25 protein-coding genes are annotated in these 25183 nt (G+C 58.2%); 8 read left to right on the top strand and 17 right to left on the bottom strand.

Features of this window, described 5'->3' with window-relative positions; translation table 11 throughout:
- The first annotated feature begins 31 nt into the window (after positions 1-31).
- The 4 genes from AC2FIR_RS09535 to AC2FIR_RS09520 are packed head-to-tail and all read left to right on the top strand — an operon-like array spanning position 32 to position 3021.
- Positions 32-700 (top strand): cupin domain-containing protein, encoded by a 669-nt coding sequence (locus AC2FIR_RS09535; protein WP_496745891.1) that lies wholly within the window; start codon positions 32-34, stop codon positions 698-700.
- 3 nt (positions 701-703) lie between these two features.
- Complete coding sequence (locus AC2FIR_RS09530; protein WP_496745889.1) at positions 704-1387, top strand: SDR family NAD(P)-dependent oxidoreductase; 684 nt, start codon at positions 704-706, stop codon at positions 1385-1387.
- A 3-nt stretch (positions 1388-1390) separates the two neighbouring features.
- Positions 1391-2452 (top strand): flavin monoamine oxidase family protein, encoded by a 1062-nt coding sequence (locus tag AC2FIR_RS09525; protein WP_496745887.1) that lies wholly within the window; start codon positions 1391-1393, stop codon positions 2450-2452.
- 5 nt (positions 2453-2457) lie between these two features.
- Entirely contained in the window at positions 2458-3021 is a 564-nt protein-coding gene (locus AC2FIR_RS09520; protein WP_496745885.1) for a TetR/AcrR family transcriptional regulator, read from the top strand.
- Positions 3022-3154: 133 nt separating this feature from the next.
- Here AC2FIR_RS09520 and AC2FIR_RS09515 read toward each other — a convergent pair whose 3' ends face one another.
- From AC2FIR_RS09515 to acnA, 6 genes are all read right to left on the bottom strand, one after another.
- Positions 3155-4675 (bottom strand): tripartite tricarboxylate transporter permease, encoded by a 1521-nt coding sequence (locus AC2FIR_RS09515; protein ID WP_170679147.1) that lies wholly within the window; start codon positions 4673-4675, stop codon positions 3155-3157.
- 1 nt (position 4676) lies between these two features.
- Complete coding sequence (locus AC2FIR_RS09510; protein ID WP_480913651.1) at positions 4677-5180, bottom strand: tripartite tricarboxylate transporter TctB family protein; 504 nt, start codon at positions 5178-5180, stop codon at positions 4677-4679.
- Between the two features lie 79 nt (positions 5181-5259).
- Entirely contained in the window at positions 5260-6246 is a 987-nt protein-coding gene (locus tag AC2FIR_RS09505; protein WP_480913652.1) for a tripartite tricarboxylate transporter substrate binding protein, read from the bottom strand.
- 36 nt (positions 6247-6282) lie between these two features.
- The gene (gene rraA, locus AC2FIR_RS09500) at positions 6283-6777 is read right to left on the bottom strand and encodes a ribonuclease E activity regulator RraA (RefSeq protein WP_496745882.1); all 495 of its coding nucleotides are present in this window, start codon (positions 6775-6777) and stop codon (positions 6283-6285) included.
- Complete coding sequence (locus AC2FIR_RS09495; RefSeq protein WP_496745880.1) at positions 6774-7928, bottom strand: 2-methylaconitate cis-trans isomerase PrpF family protein; 1155 nt, start codon at positions 7926-7928, stop codon at positions 6774-6776. Before AC2FIR_RS09495 ends, rraA begins: the two co-directional genes overlap by 4 nt.
- Positions 7928-10516 carry an aconitate hydratase AcnA gene (gene acnA / locus AC2FIR_RS09490; protein ID WP_496745878.1) on the bottom strand — a complete coding sequence of 863 codons (2589 nt, stop codon included), beginning with the start codon at positions 10514-10516 and terminating at the stop codon, positions 7928-7930. Before acnA ends, AC2FIR_RS09495 begins: the two co-directional genes overlap by 1 nt.
- Positions 10517-10603: 87 nt before the next feature.
- On the opposite strand from acnA, the gene AC2FIR_RS09485 reads away from it, so the two are divergent.
- Both AC2FIR_RS09485 and AC2FIR_RS09480 read left to right on the top strand, forming a co-directional pair.
- Positions 10604-11275, top strand: a complete 672-nt coding sequence (locus AC2FIR_RS09485; protein WP_170806780.1) for an IclR family transcriptional regulator — start codon at positions 10604-10606, stop codon at positions 11273-11275.
- Between the two features lie 101 nt (positions 11276-11376).
- Positions 11377-12249: an isocitrate lyase/PEP mutase family protein gene (locus AC2FIR_RS09480; RefSeq protein ID WP_170611610.1), complete on the top strand. Its 873-nt coding sequence runs from the start codon at positions 11377-11379 to the stop codon at positions 12247-12249.
- 113 nt (positions 12250-12362) lie between these two features.
- Here AC2FIR_RS09480 and AC2FIR_RS09475 read toward each other — a convergent pair whose 3' ends face one another.
- Together AC2FIR_RS09475 and AC2FIR_RS09470 are read right to left on the bottom strand one after the other, a co-directional pair.
- On the bottom strand, positions 12363-13526 hold the full coding sequence (locus AC2FIR_RS09475) for an aminotransferase (protein WP_496762210.1): 1164 nt from the start codon (positions 13524-13526) through the stop codon (positions 12363-12365).
- Between the two features lie 11 nt (positions 13527-13537).
- Positions 13538-14485, bottom strand: coding sequence for an ornithine cyclodeaminase family protein (locus tag AC2FIR_RS09470; protein WP_496745874.1), 948 nt, complete (start codon positions 14483-14485; stop codon positions 13538-13540).
- Positions 14486-14576: 91 nt separating this feature from the next.
- On the opposite strand from AC2FIR_RS09470, the gene AC2FIR_RS09465 reads away from it, so the two are divergent.
- Positions 14577-15365 (top strand): helix-turn-helix transcriptional regulator, encoded by a 789-nt coding sequence (locus AC2FIR_RS09465; RefSeq protein WP_496745872.1) that lies wholly within the window; start codon positions 14577-14579, stop codon positions 15363-15365.
- Positions 15366-15974: 609 nt separating this feature from the next.
- Here the strand turns inward: AC2FIR_RS09465 and AC2FIR_RS09460 are convergent.
- The 3 genes from AC2FIR_RS09460 to AC2FIR_RS09450 all read right to left on the bottom strand — a co-directional run bounded on the left by AC2FIR_RS09460 (position 15975) and on the right by AC2FIR_RS09450 (position 17502).
- Positions 15975-16319 carry a RidA family protein gene (locus tag AC2FIR_RS09460; RefSeq protein ID WP_496745871.1) on the bottom strand — a complete coding sequence of 115 codons (345 nt, stop codon included), beginning with the start codon at positions 16317-16319 and terminating at the stop codon, positions 15975-15977.
- A 14-nt stretch (positions 16320-16333) separates the two neighbouring features.
- Positions 16334-16528 (bottom strand): FAD-binding oxidoreductase, encoded by a 195-nt coding sequence (locus tag AC2FIR_RS09455; RefSeq protein WP_170611600.1) that lies wholly within the window; start codon positions 16526-16528, stop codon positions 16334-16336.
- Positions 16529-16671: 143 nt separating this feature from the next.
- Positions 16672-17502, bottom strand: a complete 831-nt coding sequence (locus AC2FIR_RS09450) for a DeoR/GlpR family DNA-binding transcription regulator (protein ID WP_480441482.1) — start codon at positions 17500-17502, stop codon at positions 16672-16674.
- A gap of 148 nt (positions 17503-17650) precedes the next feature.
- Here AC2FIR_RS09450 and AC2FIR_RS09445 point away from each other — a divergent pair, with 148 nt between their 5' ends.
- Positions 17651-17902: a hypothetical protein gene (locus tag AC2FIR_RS09445; RefSeq protein WP_480525783.1), complete on the top strand. Its 252-nt coding sequence runs from the start codon at positions 17651-17653 to the stop codon at positions 17900-17902.
- Positions 17903-17934: 32 nt separating this feature from the next.
- On the opposite strand, the gene AC2FIR_RS09440 is transcribed toward AC2FIR_RS09445, so the two are convergent.
- The 6 genes from AC2FIR_RS09440 to AC2FIR_RS09415 all read right to left on the bottom strand — a co-directional run bounded on the left by AC2FIR_RS09440 (position 17935) and on the right by AC2FIR_RS09415 (position 25147).
- Positions 17935-19635 carry a Na/Pi cotransporter family protein gene (locus AC2FIR_RS09440; protein WP_496745868.1) on the bottom strand — a complete coding sequence of 567 codons (1701 nt, stop codon included), beginning with the start codon at positions 19633-19635 and terminating at the stop codon, positions 17935-17937.
- Positions 19636-19639: 4 nt separating this feature from the next.
- On the bottom strand, positions 19640-20437 hold the full coding sequence (locus AC2FIR_RS09435) for an inositol monophosphatase family protein (RefSeq protein ID WP_480913665.1): 798 nt from the start codon (positions 20435-20437) through the stop codon (positions 19640-19642).
- A 251-nt stretch (positions 20438-20688) separates the two neighbouring features.
- Positions 20689-20916 carry a hypothetical protein gene (locus AC2FIR_RS09430; protein ID WP_170611594.1) on the bottom strand — a complete coding sequence of 76 codons (228 nt, stop codon included), beginning with the start codon at positions 20914-20916 and terminating at the stop codon, positions 20689-20691.
- 281 nt (positions 20917-21197) lie between these two features.
- Positions 21198-22709: a class I adenylate-forming enzyme family protein gene (locus tag AC2FIR_RS09425; RefSeq protein WP_480890867.1), complete on the bottom strand. Its 1512-nt coding sequence runs from the start codon at positions 22707-22709 to the stop codon at positions 21198-21200.
- Entirely contained in the window at positions 22706-24127 is a 1422-nt protein-coding gene (gene sauS / locus AC2FIR_RS09420) for an acylating sulfoacetaldehyde dehydrogenase (RefSeq protein WP_496762208.1), read from the bottom strand. The genes AC2FIR_RS09425 and sauS overlap by 4 nt, the downstream gene beginning before the upstream one ends.
- 60 nt (positions 24128-24187) lie before the next feature.
- Positions 24188-25147 (bottom strand): Bug family tripartite tricarboxylate transporter substrate binding protein, encoded by a 960-nt coding sequence (locus AC2FIR_RS09415; protein WP_152459978.1) that lies wholly within the window; start codon positions 25145-25147, stop codon positions 24188-24190.
- Between the last annotated feature and the right edge of the window lie 36 nt (positions 25148-25183).

The raw sequence follows: 25183 nt of genomic DNA, 5'->3' as shown, positions 1-25183 counted from the left end.
GGCATCACACATCGCAGAAGGAATCGGACCAATGGAAATAAACTCGGACTTCTCAGATCGCGTTGTAGTTCACTCCGACCAGCTTGCGTGGCAAGCCTCGCCCATGAAGGGTGTAGAGCGCCGGATGCTGGACCGGATCGGAGACGAGGTTGCACGCGCCACCACAATCGTGCGCTATGCGCCGGGCTGTCATTTTTCCGCCCACACTCATACAGGAGGCGAGGAGTTCATCGTTCTTGATGGCGTGTTTCAGGACGAACACGGCGACTTTCCCGAAGGCACCTACGTTCGCAACCCCCCGACCACGCAACATACGCCGGGGTCGGAGCCCGGGTGCACCATCTTTGTCAAACTCTGGCAATTCGACATGGAGGACCGCAACCAGTTCCGCAAGACAATGGCGGATGAGCTGGCCGCGCCGGAAAACGGCGTCGCCACGGCGGTCCTGCACAAAGACGAGCGCGAGGTTGTCACCTATTGCCATCTGGATGCGGGCGCGACGCTGACGTCGGATGCCACAGGAGGCATCGAGGTTCTGATCATCGACGGCTCGGTCACAGAAAGCGGGGATGAACTGGTCAGGAACGACTGGTTGCGCCTGCCCGAAGGTCAAAGCCTGTCAGCCGTTGCAGGGCCTAGTGGCGCCAAAATCTGGATGAAGACCGGTCATTTGCCGTTTGCCCGGCCACCAGCGGCGTAACCGATGACCCAACAAAAACCCTTGGCGCTTGTCGCCGGAGCGGGAGCTGGCCTTGGCCAATCTCTGGTGTCGCGTTTTCAGGCCGAAGGCATGGAGGTGGTTGGTCTTGGCCGTAGCCGTCCGGAAAACTCCGTCGGCGTGTTTCACGAGGTCGATCTGTCCGACCCGGACCTGACCGCACCAATCATTGCAGACCTGATCGCGGAACACGGGCCGCCAAAGATTGTCGTACACAACACCGCAGAGCTTGTAGTCGCGCCTTTCGCAGAAACGACGCTGGATGACTTTCAGCGCACATGGACCTCGATGGTACAAACCCTGGTCGTGCTGGCGCAATCGGTGATGCAGCCGATGGTCCGTGGTGGCGGCGGTGCCCTGATCGTATCGGGGGCAACCGCATCGCTGCGCGGCGGGGCCCGTTTTTCGGCCTTTGCCTCGGCCAAGTTTGCCCTGCGCGGACTGACACAATCGCTGGCGCGCGAATACCAGCCGGCGGGTGTTCACGTCGCGCATGTCCTTCTGGACGGCATCATTGATACAGCCCAGTCGCGCGATCGCCACAGTCTGGATCCTACCAAGATGATGAAGCCTGAAGACATCGCGCAGGCCTATTGGCAACTGGCGCAGCAGCCGCGTTCGACCTGGACCCATGAGCTGGACCTGCGCCCCTTGAGTGAGGCGTTCTGAGGCATGCGCACGGATACGCTTATCATTGGTGCAGGGCTTTCGGGTCTCAGCCTGGCGACACAACTGATGGATCAGGGGCAGGACGTTCTGGTGGCCGAGGCACGCGCCCGTCTGGGCGGGCGCATCCTGACCGAAGCGCAGGGCGACGGCTATTTCGACCTGGGCCCGTCTTGGTTCTGGCCCGGTCAGCCCCGGATTGCAGCGCTGATCGGCCAGCTTGGATTGGACCGGTTCGAACAATTCAGCACCGGCGCGCTGAGTTTCGAGGATGAGCATGGCCGTGTCGAGCGCGGCCGGGGATTTTCATCGATGGAAGGGTCATTTCGCCTGAAAGGCGGCCTTGCCGCCTTGATCGATGCACTGGCAGCCCGAGTGCCTGCCGGAATGATCCACCTGTCCACCCGGATCACCGCGCTGACGCAATCCGAAAACGGAGTGCTGGCCACCACGCAATCGGATCAGCAGATCAGCGCACAGCGTGCGGTTCTTGCGTTGCCCCCGCGCGTCGCGGTTGAGCTGACTTATAATCCACCTTTACCCGAGCAAACTCGCTCCGCCATGCGCGAGGTCGCGACCTGGATGGCTGGACAGGCAAAGGCGATTGCCGTGTACGACACGCCCTTTTGGCGCGAGGCGGGACTATCAGGCGACGCCATAAGCAGGCGCGGGCCGATGGTGGAAATACACGACGCTTCGCCCGCCGAAGGCCGTACTTATGCGCTGTTTGGCTTTATTGGCGTTCCACCACACATGCGCGCGGATGAACAGACGTTGCGCCAGCAGGTTCTTGCACAACTGGTGCGCCTGTTTGGCTCAACGGCGGCAAATCCAAATGCGCTTTACATCAAAGATTGGGCATTCGACCCCTTCACCTCTACCGACCTGGACTTGCAACCTCTGTACACGCATCCGCGATACGGATTGCCGCAAGCCATGCGGGGCGTCTGGAGGGATCGGATCATTTTCAGCGGCACGGAAACAGCCGCGCAATTCGGGGGATATCTTGAAGGCGCGCTGGAAGCGGCAGAAACCGCAGCGGCTTTGGTGCGTAGGGAAAGGGTTTAGACGCCATGGAAACAGATACAAAGACGGCTCTGCTGAATTCTGCCGAGCGTGCCGCCCGCAGCAAAGGGTTTGACGGGTTCAGCTACGCCGACCTTGCCAAAGATGTGGGCATCCGCAAAGCCTCGATCCATCACCATTTCCCTACCAAAGACGCGCTGACGATTTCGTTGATGGTCCGCTACCACAGCGAGTTGTCCGGCCGCTGTGCCGAGATTGAGCGGCTGTATGACACGGCGGGCGAGCAGATAAGCGCGTTGATCGCGCTCTATCGCACAGCATTGAACGGCGGAAAAACCCTGTGCCTGTGTGTCTCGTTGATCAGTAGCCGGGAAAGCCTTTCACATGAAGTCACTGATAAAATTCGCGAATTCCGCAGCATGATGGTTTTGTGGATCGAAGGGGTCTTTACGTTGGGCAAGGCAGATGGGTCGATCTCGGGCGTTGGTGAACCAGAGGCGGAAGCGCGCGCCACATTGGCCTTGCTGGAAGGCGCCCACCTGGCCGCGCGGGCCGAGGAAAGCCCGCAAACCTTTGATGACGCAGTGGCAATACTACAGTCGAGATGCTGACACGGGCCTGGTCCTGATCGCACGGGCGCGGCAACGCTTCAATCAAACCACCCAGATGCGGTCGTCCACTGCCGGTGATCCAAACTAGCAACGACGGATTGTTTGGCCCGCAGGCCAAACAAACGCTTGAAACTCAGTCACCATCCGCGACCCCTTCGGCCCGGGCACGCGCGCGGCGGCGGCGGAAGCTTGGCAGCAACACCAGCAGCACGGCCAGAACCAGAAGACCCAAAGTCATCGGTCGTTGCCAGATAAAGCTCATGCCATCGTAAAGCTGCATCGCGCGCGAAAAGTTGTTCTCAAGCAAGGGTCCAAGAATGAACCCGATCAACAGAGGTGCCAGAGGATAATCGGCAAAGCGCAGGATCGTCGCGCAAACTCCAAAGCCGACCAGGATCAGCAATTCGGTCGCATTGTTCTGCCCGATATACGCCCCCATGAGCGTGAAGAACAAAATGAACGGGATCAGAAAGTTGCGCGGAACGGCCAGTACCTTGGCGATATAAGGGATCAGCGGCAGGTTCAGGATCAGTAGCACCAGATTTCCAAGATACATCGAAATGATGACGGCCCAGAAAATCTGCGGCTCGTCGATCATCAGGCGCGGTCCGGGGCTGACATTCAGCGCGATCAATGCCCCAAGAAGGATCGCTGTGGTACCCGACCCGGGAATGCCCAGCGTCAGAAGCGGTACAAACGACCCGGTACAGGCGGCGTTGTTTGCGCTTTCCGGTGCGGCGATACCCTTGATCTCGCCCTTGCCAAAGCGCTCCTGTTCTTCCTTCGGCGCGATGTTGCGTTCCACCGCATAGCCAAGGAAAGAGGCAATCGTCGCCCCGGCCCCCGGCAAAACGCCGATGAAGAACCCTTGAATGGACTGGCGTCCGATGACCGGGGCTATCTTTCTCGCCTCGCTGCGGTCAATTCTCAGGTTCGTGATTTCACCACTATCGCCATCCCCGGTTTTCGACCGGTTGGGGTCCAGAACAAGGTAGATCGCTTCCGGCAAAGCAAACATTGCCATGGCCAGCGTGATGAAACCAAAGCCCGACTGCAGGTCCATGATGCCCATGGTGAAGCGCGGCGCGTTGAACAGCACACCTTCGCCCACCGTCGCCATGATCAGACCCAGGAAGGTCATCAACAGCGCTTTGCTGACCTGCCCCGTTCCGGCAAAGGCGGCAATGGCCGAAAGACCGACGACCATCAGCGCGAAATACTCCGAGGAATGAAACAGCAGTGCCACCGAGGCCAGAGCCGGCGCAAAGACCATCAGCAGCACCGCCCCGATCGTGCCCCCGGCAAAGGACGAGATTGCGGCGACGGTCAGCGCCTTGCCTGCCTGCCCCGAACGGGCCAGCGGGTAGCCGTCGAAACTGGTTGCAACTGTCGAGGCCACCCCTGGCGCGTTGATCAGGATCGATGATGTCGATCCTCCGAAGACGGCGCCATAGTAGACACCGGCCAGCAGGATCAATGCGGCCGACGGGTCGCCGATGGTAATCGCGATCGGGATCATGATCGCAATGATCGACATCGGCCCCAGACCCGGCAGCATGCCAATGAACGTACCGATCAGGCAGCCGCCGATCACCATAAGAATGTTTGTGAACGTAAAGGCCGTCGCGAGGCCCATCATGAGTCCTTCAAGCATGTCAGCCTCCGTTTGCCATCGCGTTCAGAAATCCGGGAAACGGGCTGAGGAAAATGCCAAGTATCACTTCCACCAGATACCAGACCACCCCGGCGGCAATGGCACTGACAATGACCATCAGCACGTACCGGCGCTCGCCGAGAATGAAGCTTCCCACCGTGAGAAAGAGGAAGGTCGAGACCAGAAATCCAAGCGGACGCAGCAGCAGCGCATAACCGACCATCAAGGCCACCAGCAGAAACGCCTGACCCAACTTGTATTCATGCAGCTTCGCCAGATTGATGTCCGCCGCATCTTGTTTCTCAGGTGTTTTTTCCAACCCCAGAATAATGGACACCGACATCAGAATAGCACCTATGGCCAACACCTTGGGAAAGCTCGACGGCCAGATCGGGCTGCGCCGCATGATTGGCGGCAACAGGTCGTCCATGGTGAAATAGGCGGTATAGCCATAGGCCAGACAGATCAGAAGAATGACAAGTGCAATCCAGCGATCCAGTGCCATTTCCATCCCCTCCCCTTTTTTTGTTTGAGGTGTCCGGCACACAGCCGGGCACCCGTTTTTCAGGATATCGCAGACCGCGTCAGAGGAAGCCCAGCTTCTTCATCAGGTCGCCGATTTCCTGTTCCTGCTGCTCCAGGAACGCACGGAAATCATCACCGTTGTTGTGGATATCGACCCAACCGTTACGATCGCGGACTGCCACCCATTCCGGCGTGTCGTACATTTTGGTCAACGCATCCTGATACATGGCCAGCTTGTCTTCCGGCAGTCCGGGTGCGGCAAAGAACCCACGCCAGTTGACGAACGTGGTGTCGTTGCCCTGCTCTTTCATGGTCGGAGCATCGGGATAAGCGTCCACACGCTCGTCCGAGGTCACGCCGATTATGCGCACCTCACCGGCCTTGGCCAATTCCACCGCTTCCGAGAAGCCCGTCGAAACGGCCTGTACCTCACCCGACAGCAAACCGGCCATGGTCGCACCGCCGCCGTCATAGGGGACGTATTTCATGGCCACTGGGTCAGCACCAGCCGCCTGAAAAACCATGGCGGCGACCAGATGATCCATACCGCCGGGCACCGAACCACCACCCACGGCAACGCCGTTCGGGTCGGCGTTGAAGGCCTCGATCAACCCGTTCAGGTCCTGAATCGGGCCGTCTGCCGCGACCACAAGCGCCGCGTAGTCACCGATGGTCCCGGCCACAAGGGTCAGATCGCGGAAGTTCTGTGGGAAGATGCCCGTTAACGACCGAATCACGATTGGGGTCGAGTTGACCATAAGCGTGCCGTGGTTGCTGTCGGCGTTTTCGATCAGATAACCGATGGCCTTGCCACCGCCGCCGCCTGACATGTTCTCGTAGCTGGCCGATCCGACCAGCCCCGATTCCGTCAGTGCCTCGCCAGTACCACGCGCGGTACCATCCCAGCCGCCGCCGGCACCGCCGGGGATCAGAAAGTGGATACTTTCAACGACTTGTTCCGCGTGCGCCAGTGTCGGCGCGCCAAGTGAAACCGCCGCCACGGCGGCAGCCGCAAATGTCCTGCGGGTTAGATTGAATTTTGCCATGATTTCCTCCCATTGGCTGGCATTTCCTTGTTTTGTTTAAAGTGGTTCCTCCGCAATCAGGATACCGTCTTCATCGCAGTAGATGTAACTTCCGGGCTCGAAGAGCACGCTGCCAAAGGCAACCGGAACGTCTATTGCGCCGATCCCTGTCTTGGCGGACCGAACCGGAGTTACGCCCAGCGCTTTGATGCCAAGGTCGAGCTGCGCCAGACGCTTGCTGTCGCGGACAGCACCATTGATGACGATCCCGGCCCACCCGTTGGCGATCAACCTCTCCGCCATCATGTCCCCCAACATAGCTGTTCGGAGTGACCCACCGCCATCAACTACGATGACACCGCCATTTCCCTGTAAAGTAAAGAGTTTCTCTTGAATCAGACGGGTATCTTCCGCTGTCACAGCAGTATGAATACGCCCCGAAAAGCTGCGTTTTGCACCGTAATCGTTGAACCGTTGCAGTACAGGGCGCACCTTGTCCGGATGGGCATCACTCAGATCCGCCGTAGGTCGGCTGGTCTGGAAACTGGTCAATGCGCTTCCTCCATCAATTCGGATGGGTAAAGGACGGCCCCTTCCATAATTCGCCTCTGTGTGCGGAAAGTACCGGCCGATATTGCCTCGGGTCCCGACGGACCTGGCCGGACATCCGCGATGGTTGGCAAGTCACCCGATGGGTTTCCAATGCGTAACTCCTGACCCTCAGGTTGCGCGATCCTTTGCACCAGGCTGCCCGGTATCTGGGCTGCAACGGCGGTGCACATGGCCCCCGTCAGAGTAATCGCGCGATGAAAGTTGCCCATCGACACGAGCCGAACATTGATGTCATGGCTGTCCTTTTTGTGCAGGCTGCCATCCAGCGCCGTGAACTCAGCGGGCGCACCGAGCATCGCCACTTTCGGGCTGGAGCGTTTTACGTCCTTGCGCGACGGAGCCATTCCCATTGCAACAGCACCAGCAACGCGAATTTCTTCGACCAGAGCCATAAAGTCCGGATCACCATCCAGATCCTGGGGGCGTTCGGTGGCGGTTTTGTGCAGATCAGCAGCGCGGAAAAACACTACCGGATTGGCCGCGTCGATCAGTGAGACCTCCAGCGCTCCGAACCCTTCGATCTGAAGCGTATCCAGCGCATTGCCCGTCGGCAGCAGCTTGCCGGTTCCGGCCCCACCGGGTGCAAGGAAATCTATCGTCACTTTCGCCCCGGTTCCCGCCACACCGGGAATTTCAAGCGTGCCCTGTTCGACGGGCTGACCGTCCCGCACCGGAAAGCGCGCGTGATAAACGCCATTGGTATTGGTGCTGAATATGCGGACCAGCACCTCACTTTGATCCGCTGCAACCTGCACCATGCCTTCCTCAACCGCGAAAGGGCCGACGCAGGAGGACATGTTTCCGCAGGCCGAGCCGTAATCGGCGACCGGTTCGTCCACGGCGATCTGCACGAAGGTATAATCCACGTCCGCATCGTCACGATCCGAAGGCTCGACGATGACCACCTTGGACAATGACGACAACCCGCCACCCATGCCGTTCAGCTGGCGCCCGTTGGGGTCGGGGCTTCCCAGGACATGCAGGAAAATGCGATCGCGCGCGGCCCGGTCCCTGGGCAGATCTGCACCGTTGAACACTACAGCCTTGGATGTACCGCCGCGATAAAACGCGGCCCGTAAACGTTCCGCCATCACGCCGCCCCCGCCAGAAATCCGCGGAATGCACGCGGCAACAGACCGCCCTCGGCAAAGGTCGCACGCTCACCGTCATTGTACAGACGCAAATCCAGCGGCGTGGTATCCGTGCGACCATCCTTTCTGTGGATGGTCAGCTTGGCCTCGGTCAGATCATCGCTGAAGTCGATGTCAAAAGTCTCGGATCCGTCAAGTTGCAGCGTCCTGCGGTTCACGCCCTCCGGGAAACACAGCGGCGCAATCCCCATGTTTACAAGATTCGAGCGGTGGATCCGCTCAAAGCTCTCACAGATCACGGCGCGTATTCCGGCAAGCCAGGGGGCCTTTGCCGCCGTGTCCCGGGAAGAACCGCAGCCATATTCTTTGCCGCCGATCACCACCAGTTTCTGATCCCGGTCCAGATAGGTCTCAATCGCCTTGAAGACCGATTTAACCTCACCTTCAGGCTCGATCCGGGTCCACGAGCCTTCTTTGTCCGGGGTCATCTCGTTGCGCAGACGGTAGTTTGCAAAGGTCGAACGGATAACCACATCCGAACATCCACGGCGGGTCCCGAACGAGTTGAAGTCGCGTTCGGTGACACCCTTTGCCTGAAGGAACTGCCCGGCCTCAGAATCGGTCGTGATGATACCAGACGGCGATATATGGTCGGTCGTGACACTATCGCCCAGAATGGCCAGCGGACGCAGGCCCTGCAGCGGTTCGATTCCGGCGTTCTCGGGGCGAATACCCTTCACAAAGGGTGGAAATGAGACATAGGTCGAAGGCACCCATTCATATGTTCCGGTGCCAACCTCCATCGCGTTCCACTGGTCGTTCACATCTCCGATTGCAGCGTAGTTGTCGCGAAACTCGTCAGGTGTGACATAAGTCTCGACAATCCGCGTCACCTCATCCGCCGAGGGCCACAGATCATTCAGCATCACCGGCTTGCCGTCCCGGCCCACCCCCAGGGGCTCGGTCGTAATGTCCTTATGGATCGTACCCATCAGCGCATAGGCCACGACCAGCGGCGGCGAGGCAATCATGTTGCGCGAAGCCAGCGGGTGAATGCGCCCGGCAAAGTTCCGGTTTCCGGAAAGGACCGCGATCCCTTTGACATCATTGTCCTTGATCGCCGCTTCGTGATCTGGATGCAGCGGTCCCGACATGCCGTTGCAGGTCGAACAGGAAAATGCCGCAACTTCGAACCCGAGAGCGTCCAACGGCGCCTGCAGGCCGCTTTCAGCCAGGTATTTGGCCACCACCCGCGAACCCGGAGCCAGCGAAGTTTTGACATGTGGCTTGACGGTCAGGCCGCGCGCCACGGCGTTTCGGGCCACCAGCCCGGCTAGAACCATGTTGCGCGGGTTGGCGGTGTTGGTGCAGCTGGTGATCGCAGCGATGATCACATCGCCGTCACCGATGTCGTGATCGGCATTCGGGACCGGAACCCGACGGTCCGTTTCGCCCTCAAAAGTCAGACGCTCAGCAGCGGCGGACAGGTCAATCCGCTGTTCCGGCCGGGACGGGCCCGAAACGGACCGGCCAACCTTATCGAGGTTCAATTCAATCACCTGCTCGTATTCAATGGCCGCATCCGTACCATCGACCCACAGGTTTTGCGCCTTGCAGTAGCTCTCGGCCAGTGTGGCACTATCACTGCGGCCGGTCTGGCGCAAATACCCGATGGTGCGCTCGTCAACCGGGCAGAACACCATAGTGGAACCATATTCCGGCGCCATGTTTGCAATGGTGGCGCGGTCGGCGACGCTCAGCGCGGAATAACCGGTGCCAAACAGCTCAACAAAGGTGTCGACCACGCCGATGGCGCGCAGTTTCTCGGCGATGACCAGCGCAATGTCAGTGGCGGTGACATCGTCGGACGGGTTGCCCGTTACCTCAAGCCCGATGACGCGGGGCACATTGACCGGGGTGGTCTCACCGAACAGCAGCGCTTCGGCCTCTAGCCCCCCAATGCCCCAGCCCATGATCCCCAACGCGTTGATCATCGGCGTGTGGCTGTCAGTGCCAAGGCTGGAGTCCGGGATCAGAACATCGGGGGTCTCGTTGGATGGCAAAACAGTCTGCCCGAGATATTCCAGATTGACCTGATGGCAAATCCCACCCCCCGGCGGAATGACCCGCAGTCGGGGGAACCGTGCTTCACAGGCTTTTAGAAAAGCGAAACGCTCGCGGTTGACCTCAAACTCTCGGTCCATGTTCTTGGCCAGCGCAAACTTGTCCGCCCAATGGTTGATCGACATGGAATGGTCGATAACCAGGTCGACCGGCAGGCTCATATCAACCATGTCCGGATTTCCGCCCACCTCCTCCAGCCGGTTGCGCATGGCCATGATGTCGATCAGCGCCGGAATTCCCAGCATGTCATGCAGCAAAAGGCGTGCAGGACGGAACGGCACAGCCTCGCTAGAGCGCCGGAGCACATCCAGCGCCGCAGCGCCTCCTTCGGAATGACGCGCAGCATTTTCCGCCAGAACCCTTAGAGAATAAGGAAGCTTTCGAAATTCGGGACCCAATAGGCCGCAATAGTCCACGGCCCGCAAAGATGTGTTGGCGATCGGTTTGTAGGTTGCGATTGTCACGGTTGCCTCCTGATTTGCCGACAAGCTAGACATTGCGGCTGGATATCAGCAAGATCGATCTAACCCCGTTTCACCTGGCAGAATGCTATGCCCGCGAACAGAACCGAATCCGTCGAACGTGCCATGTCCATCCTCAGCGCCTTTTCGACACAGCGCCCAATCATGTCTCTTGCAGAGTTGGCCGAAGAGACAGGCCTGCACAAAAGCACGATCCTGCGGCTGACCAACTCGATGATGATCTATGGCTTCATCCAGCGCGATAGTGACGGTATGTTCAGTGTCGGCCCCAGCGTATGGCGGCTGGGGTTGATATTCCGGCGCGATTTCACCAAGCGCGAACACGTCGCGCCATCGCTAAAAATCCTGGCTGAAGCAACTGGGGAAACCGCCTCGTTCTATGTCCGCTCGGGCAATGAACGTATCTGTTTATACAGGGAAAATTCCCCTAACCTGCTGCGATTCCATGTTGAGGAAGGTATGCGCCTGCAATTGTCTACCGGGGCTTCCGGGCTGGTCTTGAGGCATTTCTCGGGCGAGGATGTCGGTGACCTGGCCAAGTTCAACAAGAACGGCACGGTCAGTTCAGTCGGTCAGACAAATCCCAACATCTCCTCTGTCGCGACCCCTGTTTTTGATGCAAACGGCGATCTCATCGGCGCCCTGACAGTGTCCGGTCTGGCCAACAGGTTCGATGCCGAGGCGCGGGCAAATACTGTCCCGCTGCTGGAAAGTCTTGCGCGCAGTCTGACCACGAGCTGACGGCACTGTTTCACCTGACAGAACGCAACTCACAGCAACTTGCCTCGTACCGCAGGCTTCGCTAGGCAGGCAGGCAGACCATTGAACCGGAGGGCGCGCCGATGATGAACCATGAGATCAACAAAGCATTCCGTGAACGCCTGAACACGGGCAAAGCCGTTCTGATGCCCGGCGCAGCCAATGCTCTTGCGGCACGCGTGATCGACCAGTTGGGGTTTGAAGCCGTCTATATCTCGGGCGCGGGGCTGACCAACACCTATCTGGGCATGCCCGATCTGGGCTTCATCTCGCTGCCCGAGATCGCCCAGCACACATCGGCCATCCGCAACAGCACCGAACTGCCCATTGTGGTTGATGCGGATACCGGTTTCGGCAATGCCCTGAACGTCCACCATACCGTGCGCACGCTGGAACGCGCCGGCGCCAGCGCCATTCAACTTGAGGATCAGGTTAATCCCAAACGCTGCGGTCACTTCTCCGGCAAGGATGTGGTCGATCTGACAGAGGCGCGCAGCCGTATCAAGGCCGCAGCAGACGCCCGCCACGACCCAAACTTCCTTATTGTCGCGCGCACCGATGCCTGTGCGACCCAAGGGTTCGACGCCGCCATTGAACGCGCGGAAGCCTTCATCGAAGACGGGGCTGACATCACATTTATCGAGGCACCGCGCAGCCTTGACGATATTCGCAGCATTCCCAAGCGGCTTGCAGGCACGCCACAGCTGATCAATCTGGTTGTAGGCGGCAAAACTCCAATCATCGAATTCTCTGGTCTGGACGAAATGGGGTTTGGCCTGGTCCTATATGCCAATGTCGCGTTGCAGGGCGCACTGAAGGGCATGAACGACGCGCTGTCGATGCTTCAGGCCAACGGCCGCATGGACGAAAGCGGACCCGTCGCCAGTTTCGAAATCCGTCAGAACGCAGTTCAGAAAGCACATTACGACGAGATGGAGATGCGCTACTCGGAATAAACCGCAAAAGCGGCGTGCCGTTTCTGATCGGCGTTTTGACCCGGTGCGTTACCAATCGTGCGAAAGGCTGCATCCGGACAAAAATAGTCAAACCAGCACCACCAAGCCCGGCTTTATTCTTCCCAGACGTCTGCGACGAAACCACCATCGGCGCGACCAAAGCGGCTTATCAGATACTCTGACAGTTTTTCCAAACCCTCCCGCAGCACATCGGGGTCATTGGCAAAACCGATGCGGACATCACCTTCCATGTCAAAGGCGTCGCCCGGGGTCAGCATCACTCCGGTTGTCTGCACCAATTCGACACAGAATTCGCGTGAGCTGATCGGTATGTCGAGTTTCAACATCGCGGTTGTCCCGGCGCGGGGTTTGACCCAATCAACGCGCGGCTGCGTGGCAATCCATGCGTTCAGCACAGCAAGATTCCCCCGCGTGATCCGGTGACTGCGGGCCAGAACCTTATGCTGGTTCTCCAATGCGATGGCAGCAAAGTGATCGTTGATCATACCGACCGAGATCGTATCGAAATCACGGTGGATCAGGATCTGCTCGGTCACCTCTTTCGGGGCCACCACCCAACCGACGCGCAACCCGGCCAGCGAAAACGCTTTCGATGTACTCGCCGTACTGATCCCCTTTTCGTAGATGTCCACAATTGAAGGCGACATGCCGTCGCCCTCCTGCCCGGTGCCGCGATAGACTTCGTCACACAGGACATATGCGCCGACAGAACGTGCAATCTCGGCAATGTCCAGCAACATTGGCCGTTCGATCAGCGCACCCGTCGGATTGTTGGGGTTTGTCAGGGCAATCAGTCTGGTTTCCGGTGTCACCAGTTCACGTAACCGGTCCAGATCAGGCAGGAATGCGTCTTCCGCGCGCAGTGGCAGAATCTGAACATCGGCTCCGATACTGGCGGGGATCGAATAGTGTTGCTGATAGGTCGGCACAATCGAAACCACCCGGTCCCCGCGCGAAACCACTGCCTTATGCACTAGCATATTGGCCGCAATCGTGCCGTGGGTAATGGTGATATCTTCGACGTTCCGATCGTCATAGAGATCTGAAATGGCCTGACGCAGGCGGATTGACCCTTCGATCGCACCGTAGGTCATTTTCATTGGCAGCAGTTCGGACAAGTCGTTTTGATTAAGTCCGGACAGTTGCAACAGCTGATCGATCGTGATGCTGGCCACGCAGGTTTCGGCAAGATTGTGGGTACAGCGGGTTTCCCACTCATTCATCCAGATTTCGACTTTGAACGGTTCGATGAACATGTGCGCTCTCCTCAGGCTGAAGTCTGGTCAAAAACGGCTTTTGCCACGGCGATGTCCTCCAGCCCCAACCCGACAGAGCGGAAGAAGACCGCAGCCCCTGCCTTTGGCCGCGGGCACCTGCCCGTACAGAGTTCCGCAAGATCGCCAAGGATCGCGGTCTTGCTCCAGTTGTGTCGTTCCACCGCAATCAGCATCTCGCCGGCCGTATCAGGGGTTGTTTCCCGGTAGTCGCAATAGACCTGCGCGGATGCCAGAAAGGTCGGATCAACTTCATGCGCACGGGCAACATTGGTGCTGATCGATGTCACCAGCGCATCGACCGCTATATCTTCCGTGGAAATGACCGGACTACCCGATGACGTGCACAGCATGACAACATCGGCCTGTGCAATAGCCTGCCTGGAACTCGAGGCCAACTTGGCGTCAGGGCACAGCATTTTCCATGTCGCCTGAATATCCGCGTTTTCACCCAAACCCGGCGAGTAGATGCGCACCTCTGCCCAGTCGCGCAGACCGGCCACATGGCGCATGTGCGCCTGTGCGACCTGACCTGTTCCGATGATGGCCAGCGTCAGCGGGCGGCCGGTCGGAGCCAGCTCATCCACCGCCAATGCGGTCGTGGCGGCCGTGCGCTCGGTGGTCAGCACGCCTGCGTCGATCAACGCCAATGGCCGACCATCTTCGATGGACATCAGAACAGTCCAGGCGGTGATGATGGGTCCATTGGCGCGCGGCAGGTAAGGCGACAACTTCGCCCCGAACACACCGGCCCCCTCAAGCGCACCGAGATAGGTTATGAAATCGCCGCCCCCCGGAAACTCGGTCACGGTCTGCGGTGGTTGTACCGCACGGGCTTCACCAAGATCGGTGAACAGCGTGCGCATCGCTTGGACCACATCCAGCTTGCCCAGGTGTTCTGAAACCGTTGTATTATCAAGGACAATCGGCGGGTTCGGCATATTGATACTCCTTTGCGGAGTTCGGTATCAGCAACATTATGGTAAAACCATCGTCCCAAGGGATGAGACAACGGTAGGAAGAAGGCCGGATTTGCAGTTAAAGGAGTTCAGCCAATCCATTTCTGAAGTGATCGACGGGCAGGCAAAAAGCGATGCCCTGATCCGGGCCGTCGAATACCTATTTCCGTGCGAGGCGGCATTTGCAGTGCTCAACCGACCTTCAGGGCCTCCGGTTTATCTGGCGGATAGCTACCCAAATCCAGCGTCCAAGGCCGCGGTTCAGCTGTATGTCTCCAGAACCTACCTGCTCAACCCGGTGCACAATGCGATCCGGGCAGGTATCGCCGCAGGGGTATACCGGATGGCCGATCTCGCACCGGATAACTGGGTCGTGACAACGCCGGATGTCATCTCGGATGAGAGCGAAGAGATCAAATTCAGGACGCCCGGCTGGCCCTTCGGTCTGCAGGAAGTTTCAGTCCTGGTCGACATGCCCCAGAGGATCATGGGTGAGGTAAGCCTGGCCCGCAAAGCCACGCCTAACGGTATCCCTCAGCAGGATTTGGAAGTTTTGCGATCCGTCCTGCCATTGATCCGGCTGGCGTTTCTACGGCTGTCCAGAGAGCAGACGCAAGCGTCGGGTCGTCCATCACCTTCACCGGAGTCTTTTGGGCGTGACGTTCTGACCGCGCGAGAGGCTGAAGTTGTCCAGATGATCCTGAAAGGCCATTCAAGTCTTTCGATCAGCAAGACACTGAGCATAGCGATGCCGACCGTGAAATCACATCGTCGAAATGCGTATGCAAAGCTTGGGATCAGCACTCAATCTCAGCTATTTCACGCCTTCGTCGATGGCTTGAACCTCGGGTTCAACGAATGAAGGCCATTGGCATTCAGGTGCCATCACAGCGTCAGTTATTGCACCGAAAATTCCGGGTTTGACGCGGATCCCGGTACTGAATTTCTGCGAGACGGATCAAAGGATGATCGACGACTTGAGACACGGTGCAGCCGCTTCCCTTGGCATTCTAAACTCGAACGTGAGGTTCGAATGCTTGCCTTTTGTCACTCAGATTTTGGAACCAAGCCGTTTGTGAATTAATTCTCAAAACGAACTTCGACCTGAATGATCTCAGGGTACCCTATTCGGATGGCGCGTCGCGTTTCAGTCACGCCGGACTGGTCAATCAGAGTAATTTAGCCGACACACAAGAAAATACACTGCAGAGTGGTTCAGTTTTCCAACATTCTTTGAAAGGTTGGCTGCATAAGACCACGATCTGTTTTTGCCCGCATTTGGCGAAATACAGGCTTCAGAGAACCGAGTCGAATTGATCTTTAATTAAACAGCCACTCACCCACCGGCGCCTATTCCGTTGACGGCCAACGCATTTCACCAGAACCAAGGCGGTGAACTTTTTCGAAGAACGACAAACGCAACCGACCGCTTCATGCCTTATGGTCTGGGCAAGACGGTTTGATTGATAAATCAGTCGCAGGCAGCGGTGACGATCATCTCGACCTTCAGAACATCGCGCGCCAGTTTGGCTTCGCCGCACGCGCGGGCCGGAGCGTGGCCCGCCGGTACCCAGGCATCCCAGACTTCGTTCATCTCGGCAAAATCTGCCATGTCCGCGAGCCAGATCGTGCATTGTAGCATTCGCGTCTTGTCACTGCCCGCTTTGGCCAACAGATCCTCGACCTTGGCCAGGATTTCGCGGGTCTGATCCGCCACAGTGGCCGCATCCGAAGTCTGCCCACACAGATAGGCAACACCATTGTGCTTGACGACCTTGCTCATGCGTTGGCCGGTTTCGATACGGGTGATTGTCATGTCGGATCTCTCCATCAAGGGACCTTGCGGTCAAATCGGTCAATGCGGAAGGGCGATAGATTGAAACGGCCTGCTCCGCCAGTCATCAAATCCGCCAGAACCTGCTCTACGACAGGAGCCATCTGTAATCCATGCGTTGAAATCCTGAAAGCGCGAAAGGCGCGCGGCGTATCCGCGGCCGATCCGATGACCGGCAGGTTGTCAGGCATGCAGGTCTCCAACCCGGCTCACCTTCGTTGCCTGCCAAATCTCTGTCGGCGCTTTCGGCAACGGCCACAACTGACATCAGGAGTGTCTGTTATTGTCTCCCATAGGCAAGCGCGCTTTCGTTTTCCTTTGATCGCGAAACAGGTCAGGTGATCGCGCCACCGCTACCTTTCTTCTTCTTTTTGCCACCCCGGCGAGATGTGATGTGAATTTTGACCCCAGCATCCTTCAAAGCCGCGGCAAAAGGTTCGGGCGGTGCAGCATCGGTCACCAGATCGGTGACCTGGTCAAACCGACAGGCCACATTGGCCGCTCTCTCTCCGAACTTCGTGTGATCCACCGCAACGATCATGCGCCGGGTGTTGTTATGCAACGCGCGCGTCAGTTCAGCCTCCAGCGGGTTTAGCGCAAGAACCCCTCCGGAAAGCGACAGGGCATCCGCGCCACAAATTACCGCGTCATAGCTGTACTGGCAGGCAAGCTGCTCGGCGGCACGACCGAAACTGCCGCGTTCGGATCGAATTACCTCTCCCCCGGCCAGAACCGCACGCGTTCCGTTGTGATCAGCCAGCGATGCGACAACCGACAGCGAATTGCTGACCACGGTCAAATTTTTCCGGTCGCGCAATTGCTCGGCGACATGCGTCATGGTTGACCCCACCGTAAGGAACAGCACCATGCCGTCCTCGACAATCTGACTGACTTTTTTCGCGATAAGCGTCTTTTCTTCCGCGTTGAGTTCCAGCGCCCCGGAAAACATTGGTGTATCCTGCGCACGCGACAGAAAGGTCCCGCCGTGCACCCTTTCAACCATGTTTTTCTTTGCCAGGCCTTTGACCAGTCGACGAACAGTTTCTTCCGAAACGTCCATGACCTGCGCAATCTGTGTATTGCGCGCCGAGCCTCCCAGCCGCGCCAGCACATCAAGCAGCTCTCGGCCGCGATGGGGGATGTTTTCGCTGTCGTCAGCCATCATCAAATTTCACCACAGTTTCGCCTAAAGTTCCACGTTGCAAGTAATTGTTCTGTGACAATTTCCGCCTTTTTGGTCGGCTACCCTCATTTACCAACAAATTCGTTCACTGGGCCGGGCTTTGTTCTTTAGCTACAAGTCGAGTGTCAGCATGACCGACCTTTGGTTCGGCTCTGTTTCGCTGTTACGCGCCTATGAATCCGAAACAAAGTGCGGGGTCCGTTTCAGATCACAACGCGGTGTTGAAGAGGTTTGCGAGGTTCTCTTACGTGTGTTCGATGGCGTTTCCGCTGCAGTGGGGGTCGATGAGGGCGCCCTGGCCGAGGTCGGGGATTGCTACTTCGGTGATACCCAGCTCGGAGAGCTTGCGCCGGATGCCGAGGCTGCTGTTGAGATCCTGTAAAAAGGCGCGGAAGCCGCCATCGACCGGTGCCGTCATCCATCGGCCTCTGTGTCCGCATCCTTTTCCATCCGCGGCATTTCTTCGATCAGGCGCGTTTCAAGCAATTGCCCGTTCCGATACAGGATCGGATAAGCCACGGCTGCGATGTGACTGTTGAACTCCCGGAACGCGCGCAATGTCTCCAGATGGATGTCGCTGGTCTCAAAGCTTTCCGTGCTGCCATGCTGCAAACGTCTGAGGTGGCGTTTGCGGCTGTCACGCTCAGCCCGCTTGATCTCGGTTTTTTCAAGGCTCAAAAGGCGGGCGCTTTCCAGATCGTCCGAGATCAACACATTTGAGGCCAATTTCAGATTGGCCAGGATGCCTTCGTGCATTTCGACCAGTTCCGACCATCCCTCTTTCGAGAATGAGGCCCCCTTTTTGCGCATGTCGGCGGCCAGAACAGTCAACCGCTTGGCAACCACATCGCCGGCGGTTTCCAGACGGATTGCGTATTCCATCAGATCCCGGGCCACCTTGGCGTTTTGCCTGCCGAACTCTTCGGCTGAAATGGCGGCCACGTATTTCCGGATACCCGACAGGCAGTCGTTCACGTCTTCATCCACCAGCCGAACAGCACGTATCTGCTCCTTGTCACCGCTGCGGTACAACTCCAGCGACGGCCTGAACATCGACTCGACCAGATCGCTCATCCGCAACAGCTCGCGCTTGAGACTGGAAAGCGCCTGACTGGGGCTGCCGCTATTGCGCATATCCAGCGCGCTGGTCGGACGGCCCGGCTGGACCATTGCCTCGGCTGATTTCGGTTCCGGAAAAAGCCGCTCGAACGGAGCACGCAAACGTCCGCAGAACGGCAAAGCCAACACCAGCAACGAGGCGTTGAACGCCAGATGCGCATTGACCAGCATCTGCCCGCCTTGCAGATCCCCCAAAACACCCGCACGCAAAGCCGCAGTAGCTGCAAACAGGGTGACCACGGCCCAACTGCCACGCAACGCGAGATTGGCGAACGGAATGCGCCTAGCTGGCAATTCCATCCCTCGCGTCAGCCAAACCGGTATGAAGGCCGAGCCGAAATTGGCCCCCAACACCAGCGACAGTCCGGCGGCAAACGGAATTGCGCCAATCTGAACCAGTGTCACACACATCAGGATCGCCGCGACCGATGAATGCATGACAAAGGCCAGCGCTCCGCCGACCAAGAATGCGGTTATGTAATCTCGGGCCAGATATTCTGCGACGGCGGGCAGAAAAGCACTGTCCCGGATCGGATCCATCGCCTCGCGCAGAAAGCGCAATGAGATCAGAATGAACGCAACACCCATCAGGATGCGACCCAGTTGCCGGGGCTTTTTGGACTCGGTCTTGACGAAGAGATACCCGCCAATCGCCAGCAGCAGCGGCACCAGCCAGTCCAATTTGAAGGACAGGACCTGGATAATCAGCGCCGACCCAAGATCGGCCCCCAGCACAATCGCGAGGCCGGTGGGAAAAGCCAGAAAACCACCAGCTGCAAAACCGGATGTCAGCAATGCGACCGCGGCCGAACTTTGCAGGACCACCGCCATTGCGAGACCGACCATTGATGCCTGCACATAACTGCGCTGGCCCGTCATGACCCGCTGGAAAGAGGCTCCGTAGCTGCGCTCGATCCCGGTGCGCACCATTCGCACCGCATAAAGCAGCAACATCGTGGCTCCGGCCAGACTGATGAGGAAGCTTACAATCGCCATGATCCTATCCGTTCACCATTTCCAGCATTTCCGCATGCAGCTCGGGCGTCGCCGCCGAAATCACACAACCATCCGAATTCAGGTCGAGTGGTTTGCCATCCCATTCCGTCATCACCCCACCTGCGGCCTCGATCACGGCCAGCACCGGCAGAAAATCATAAGGTTGCAGATCATAGTCTATCACTGCGTCCACATGCCCCGCCGCAAGAAGCGCGTGCGGGTAGCAGTCATAGGCAAACCGTCTGGTCTGACCGGACTGCATCAGCTTGGCGAATAACGCCGGATGATCACGATAGATCTTATCCCCTTCATTCACAAACAGGATGGACTGATCCAACCGCGTCTGGTTCGAAGTTGCGATCTCCTTGCCGTTCATTGTCGCGCCCTGACCGGATACACCAATGAAAACCTCATCTATCGCAGGCATGCCGATCACTCCGATATCCGGCTTACCATCGATCAGATGCCCAAGCAGAAAGCCAAAAAGCGGATGCCCCGAAAGGAAAGACCGGGTGCCGTCGATCGGATCGATTATCCAGACTTCGCGGCGGTTCTGCCCTTCAAACCCATGTTCTTCTCCAAAGATGCCGTGATCCGGAAAGTGTTGTTCCAGGTAGGCCCGAACCTGCGCCTCGACACCCTTGTCGGCCTGCGTCACCGGGCTCTCGTCGGACTTGAACTCAACACCAAGTCTGCCGCGAAAGTACCCCCGTGCCGCCTTGTTGGCCAATTCGGCAATCTTCACCGCGTGTGACACCAATTCGGCCGTTTCGAACGTTTGAGAGTTCTTTGGATTCAGCATCCGTTTCTGTCCTGTTTACTTTTGGAGTCTTGGCTCAGTGAAACAACAACTGCGAAAGAACCCGCCGAAGGTCCCATCCCACGCTACTTGGAACGTTTTTCACTACCGGACCCGCAGTCTTTTCCCGATTGCTGAAAGGGTCCTGTTGTTCGACGCACCATCTTGTGCCACGCACAACGCCAGACCCTTCGAAGAAACCATGGCTTTGCAGTGATCCGGGCAAACAAACCCTCCGCTCCCGAAGGTTATGACTATAGCGTATTTGCGGCATCAAAATCCCACATTTCGCGATCAATCCCCACAATAAACCCACAAATTCTCTCCAACACAAGTGAATAGTACTGTTTTTGTTTGTTTTCCGGACAACTGTGTGGGTGTTTGGGGATTTCACAGGCCTCTTTCCAACCGGCTGAAACAGCTTGCGTAGAAAATGGGGTGTAAACAACGCCCGCACCGTCGGCCACACCGATACGTCGCAAGCTCCACGCTTCTTTGACGCGTAAGATCCGGCGCTCTTTTCACCCGAAGCCGATCCCCATATTGGCCGGGTCGGACAACTCATTACCGAAAGCGAACGGTATAACAACGCTTCACAGGCCGTGACCGCGCAGATTACGTCGAAAGTGGGCCTGCGATCTGGCGCTAGTTTTACTTTTCAGAGCTCGAATTTGCCGATCTTCTGGCGCCCACGCGCCGGCAGCACGATCTGGGAACAGAGTTGGCCGATAGCGGCATGAAACTCGACCACCCGACCTGCATGTCAAACAGACCTTTTGCTGGTCTCTTCATTGATCATTTCGAGGATCTTGTTTCGCTGGATTTTTCCGGATGGCCCCTTTGGCAGGTCCTGCAAAACATGAACTTCATCGGGCGACTTGAAATGGCCCAGTTGAGCATTGCAAAGCCTGGACAATTCCAGTGGCGTCAAAGAGGAGCCTTCGCGAATTTTCACCGCCGCCTCGACAGTCTCACCATAACTGGCACAAGGTCGGGCGAAGGCGGCGGCTTCGACGACATCGGGATGAGAATAAAGCACCTCGTCAATCTCGCGCGGCGCAATGTTTTCGCCCCCTTTGATGATAAGTTCCTTCAGCCTGCCGGTGACATAGACGTAGCCATCCTCATCCATACGGGCGAGGTCTCCGGTCCGCAGCCAGCCATCGGATGTAAATGTGCCTGCGGTTGCGTCAGGGTTCTGGAGATATTCCAGCATGACATTCGGACCGCGTATGACCAGTTCACCCTCCGCTCCGCGTGGAACGGGCCGGAGGTTCTTGTCAAAGATATCCGCCTCATTTCCAAAGGGGATGCCCGGTGATCCGATTTTGCGAATGCCGGGCGGCAACGGATTGGACAGTATCTGCGCGGCGGTTTCCGTAAGCCCCATGGTCTCGACAATCGGGATTTCGAAACGGTTTTCAAACGCACGCTGCACGTCCGGCGCCAAAGCGGAAGATGCAGAACGGCCAAAACGCACACGATGGCGGGTCGGCGCATCCGGTTTTGTATCGGAATGCAGCAGGTGGGAAATGATGGTCGGAACCACCGAAAACCATGTCGCCTCGGCCTTCCCAAGGTTTTCCCAGAACCGGCTGGCGGAAAATCGTTCACACATGGCCAATGATCCGCCAGAGACAAGCGTTCCCATAACCGTCACGCACAGGCCGTTGATGTGGTAGATTGGCAGAACGCAAAACCCGCGATCAGCTTCGGACAGCTCATGTGCAACCACCGTGGTCCAGCCGCCCGCCAACAGGCTGGAATGGGTGTGAACGACGCCTTTTGGGCGCCCTGTTGTTCCGGACGTGTACATCAGAAGCGCGTGATCGCCCGGCGAAAGGTCGTGCAGATCGCCATCGGCATCTTTCGCATCTGAAATTCTCAACGCGGTTATTTTCGCTGGGTCGGCCGTACGTTCAAACAAATCCACCTGTTCGGGGTGCACAAAACCATAGCGCGCACCGCTGTGGTCCAGCGCATAGGCCACCGCGCTGTCCCCCGCGACGAGGTTTATCATCGTCGCCCGGAACCCGCCGTAAAGGACGCCGAAAAGGACCTCCAGCGCTTCGCGGCAATTGGGATAAAGGATGGCGACGCTCTCTCCTTTTTCGACACCCAATCCGGTCAACATGACCGCAATTCTTTGCGCTGTTTCGCGCAGCTCGGGCCAGCTCAGGTCGCTCGCGCCATCCGGAAAAACGAAACCGGTTCCGCCCTCGGCTGCCCGTTTGTCCAGCCAGTCACGGACGGTTCCTTTGGGCGGGTCGATCATTGCCCGGCCTCCGACCAGTACTTTCCGAAAATCTCTTCCAGCGCGGGCTCCCGCGGCGGAGTTTCACGCACGACTTTGGTGGTCTGGATGAAATGCCGCCAATGCAGGTTTGTGTCGATGGAGTTTCCCCCCCAGCTGCCACAGCCCATCGACAGGGAAAAAGGCATCCCGTTGGTAAAGCTACCGCCGGTGGCAAAGGTATGCGCCTGGTTTACGATAACACGACAGGTCGACAGATCCCGGCTCAACCCGATCGCGCGCGCGTCGTCCTTTGTATGAATGCCAACCGAATGCCCTGCCCCCTGATGTGCCAGAATGCGGGCGGTGATTGTCCGGGCCTCTTCGAAATCTGCCGCGCGATAGAGCGCGAGTACCCGGCTAAGCTTTTCTCCGGAAAGGGGATGATCCGGGCCGATCCCGGCAGTCTCAACTGCCAAATATCGGGTTCCCTCGGGCACCTTGCCCGCCATGCCCAGCGCTTCAAGCATCTTGTCCGCGTCCTGCGCGATGACGGAACGGCTGAGATGACCATCGGGCCAGAGCCGGGCGATGATATCACCTGCTTCCGAGGAACGGACCAGGGCACCACCCTCGGCGGCCATCGCCGCAACGAAAGCGTCGTAGACTGCATCCACCACGACCACCGCATTCTCGGAGGAACAGGAGGTCGCGTTGTCGAAACACTTTGAGGCGGTAATTTTTGCCGCTGCGGCCTGCAGATCGGCAGTCTCGTCGACAATCACCGTGACATTGCCAGCCCCAACGGCCACCGCCGGCGTACCGCAGGATTGTGCGCGATGAACGTTGTTTTGGCTTCCGGTGCAGATCACCCGGTCAACAGCCTCCATCAACCGTTGTGTCTTGGCCTTTGACCCGGGCGCAGGCAGCATCTGCACCAGATCGCGATTAAGCCCAAGCTTGTCGAATTCGGCATGTATGTAGCCAAGCAGCAATTCACAGGACGCAACACCTTTGGGGGACGGCGCCACCACGATGGCATTGCCACCCTTGAGTGCGTTGATGATGTTGTTGGCCGGCGTCGCGGCAGGGTTGGTCGACGGCACAACCGCACCAATCACGCCGATGGCGCGCGCGATCTCGGTGATACCTGTTGCCGGATCATCGCTGATAATCCCGTGCGTATTGGCGTCGGCTATATCGCGCAGCAACCCGAGCGTCTTGCGGTGGTTCTTGGTGATCTTGTCGGGCACGTTACCCAGGCCGGTGGTTTCCACGGCCAGTTCGGCAAGGGCCCGGTTGCGTTCTGGTTCCATGATCGCCCATCCCGCTGCAAGTGCCGCTTTGTCATATAGCGCCTGACTACCACTGGCTTCGAAAGCAGACTGAGCGGCACGCGCCCGTTCGACGATCCGGTCCACTTCGGCAATTTCGGGGGCAATCCCGTCCTGAGCGTTCATCTTGGTCCTCGATAGATTGACCGGGGCGGACCTGTTCCGCCCCATTTTAGAATGTCCGGGTCAGAGACCGGCCAGCAGTTCGTTCAGTGTTTGTTGACGCTGGCCCCACATCTCTATCACCTCGTCACGGGTCATGATGTGCATGGGCGACCCGCCGGCCTCCATCTTCTTGGCGACACGCGAATTGGCAAACATCTCAGGTACTGTCGCGGCCAGCTTTTCAATCACTTCGGGCGGTGTTCCTTTTGGCACCATAACACCCCGGAAATTGACCGACGAGTTGTCCACGTCCAGCCCCTGTTCCATCATCGTTGGAACATCCGGCAGAAACGCGTTGCGCTCAAGATCGGCGACACCCAGAATTTTGACATTGCCCGCTTCCTGCGCGCGGAATGCGTCGGACAGGTTGTTGATGCCGCCCATGACCTCACCGGCAATCACGGCCTTCATGGCCGCCGCGCCGCCACCCTTGGTCGGGATATAGGCCATCTTGGTTCCGGCTGCCTTGTCGATTTGCAGCGCCGCGATGTGGTGGCCCACAAACAATCCGGCACCGGATACCGTCAGCTTGCCCGGGTTTTCCTTGGCATAGGCAATGACATCCTGCATCGAGTTGAACGGGCTGTCGGCGCCCACGACAAATACCGCCGGATCCGCACCCCAGTTCGCGATAGGTTCGAAACTGTCGGTCGAATATTCCACGCCACCCTTGATCGACTGGGCGATGAAATGCGGAACATTGTAGGCCGCCAGCGTATAGCCGTCTGCATCCGCCTGCGTGGCGAACCAGTTCCAGCCCACGCGGCCACCCGCGCCGGGCTTGTTGATGATGGCGATGGGCATTCCCAGCGCGTCCTCGTTTCCGGCGGTCATGGTCACGATCCGCGCCTGAAAGTCTGTCGCGCCGCCAGCCCCGTAGCTGACCATCATCATGATCGGCCGCTCAGGATAGTCCTCGGCCGCCGCCGCACCCGTCAGGCTCATGAGGGCCAAAGCCGCCCCGGCAATCAATCGTTTCATTTTGCGTTTCCTCCCTGATTTGGTTCTTCCGCTGTT

The organism is Ruegeria sp. CDSB136 (assembly GCF_059610965.1).
The sequence above is the reverse complement of the archived record's forward strand: the minus strand, read 5'-3'. Positions and strand labels throughout refer to the sequence as shown.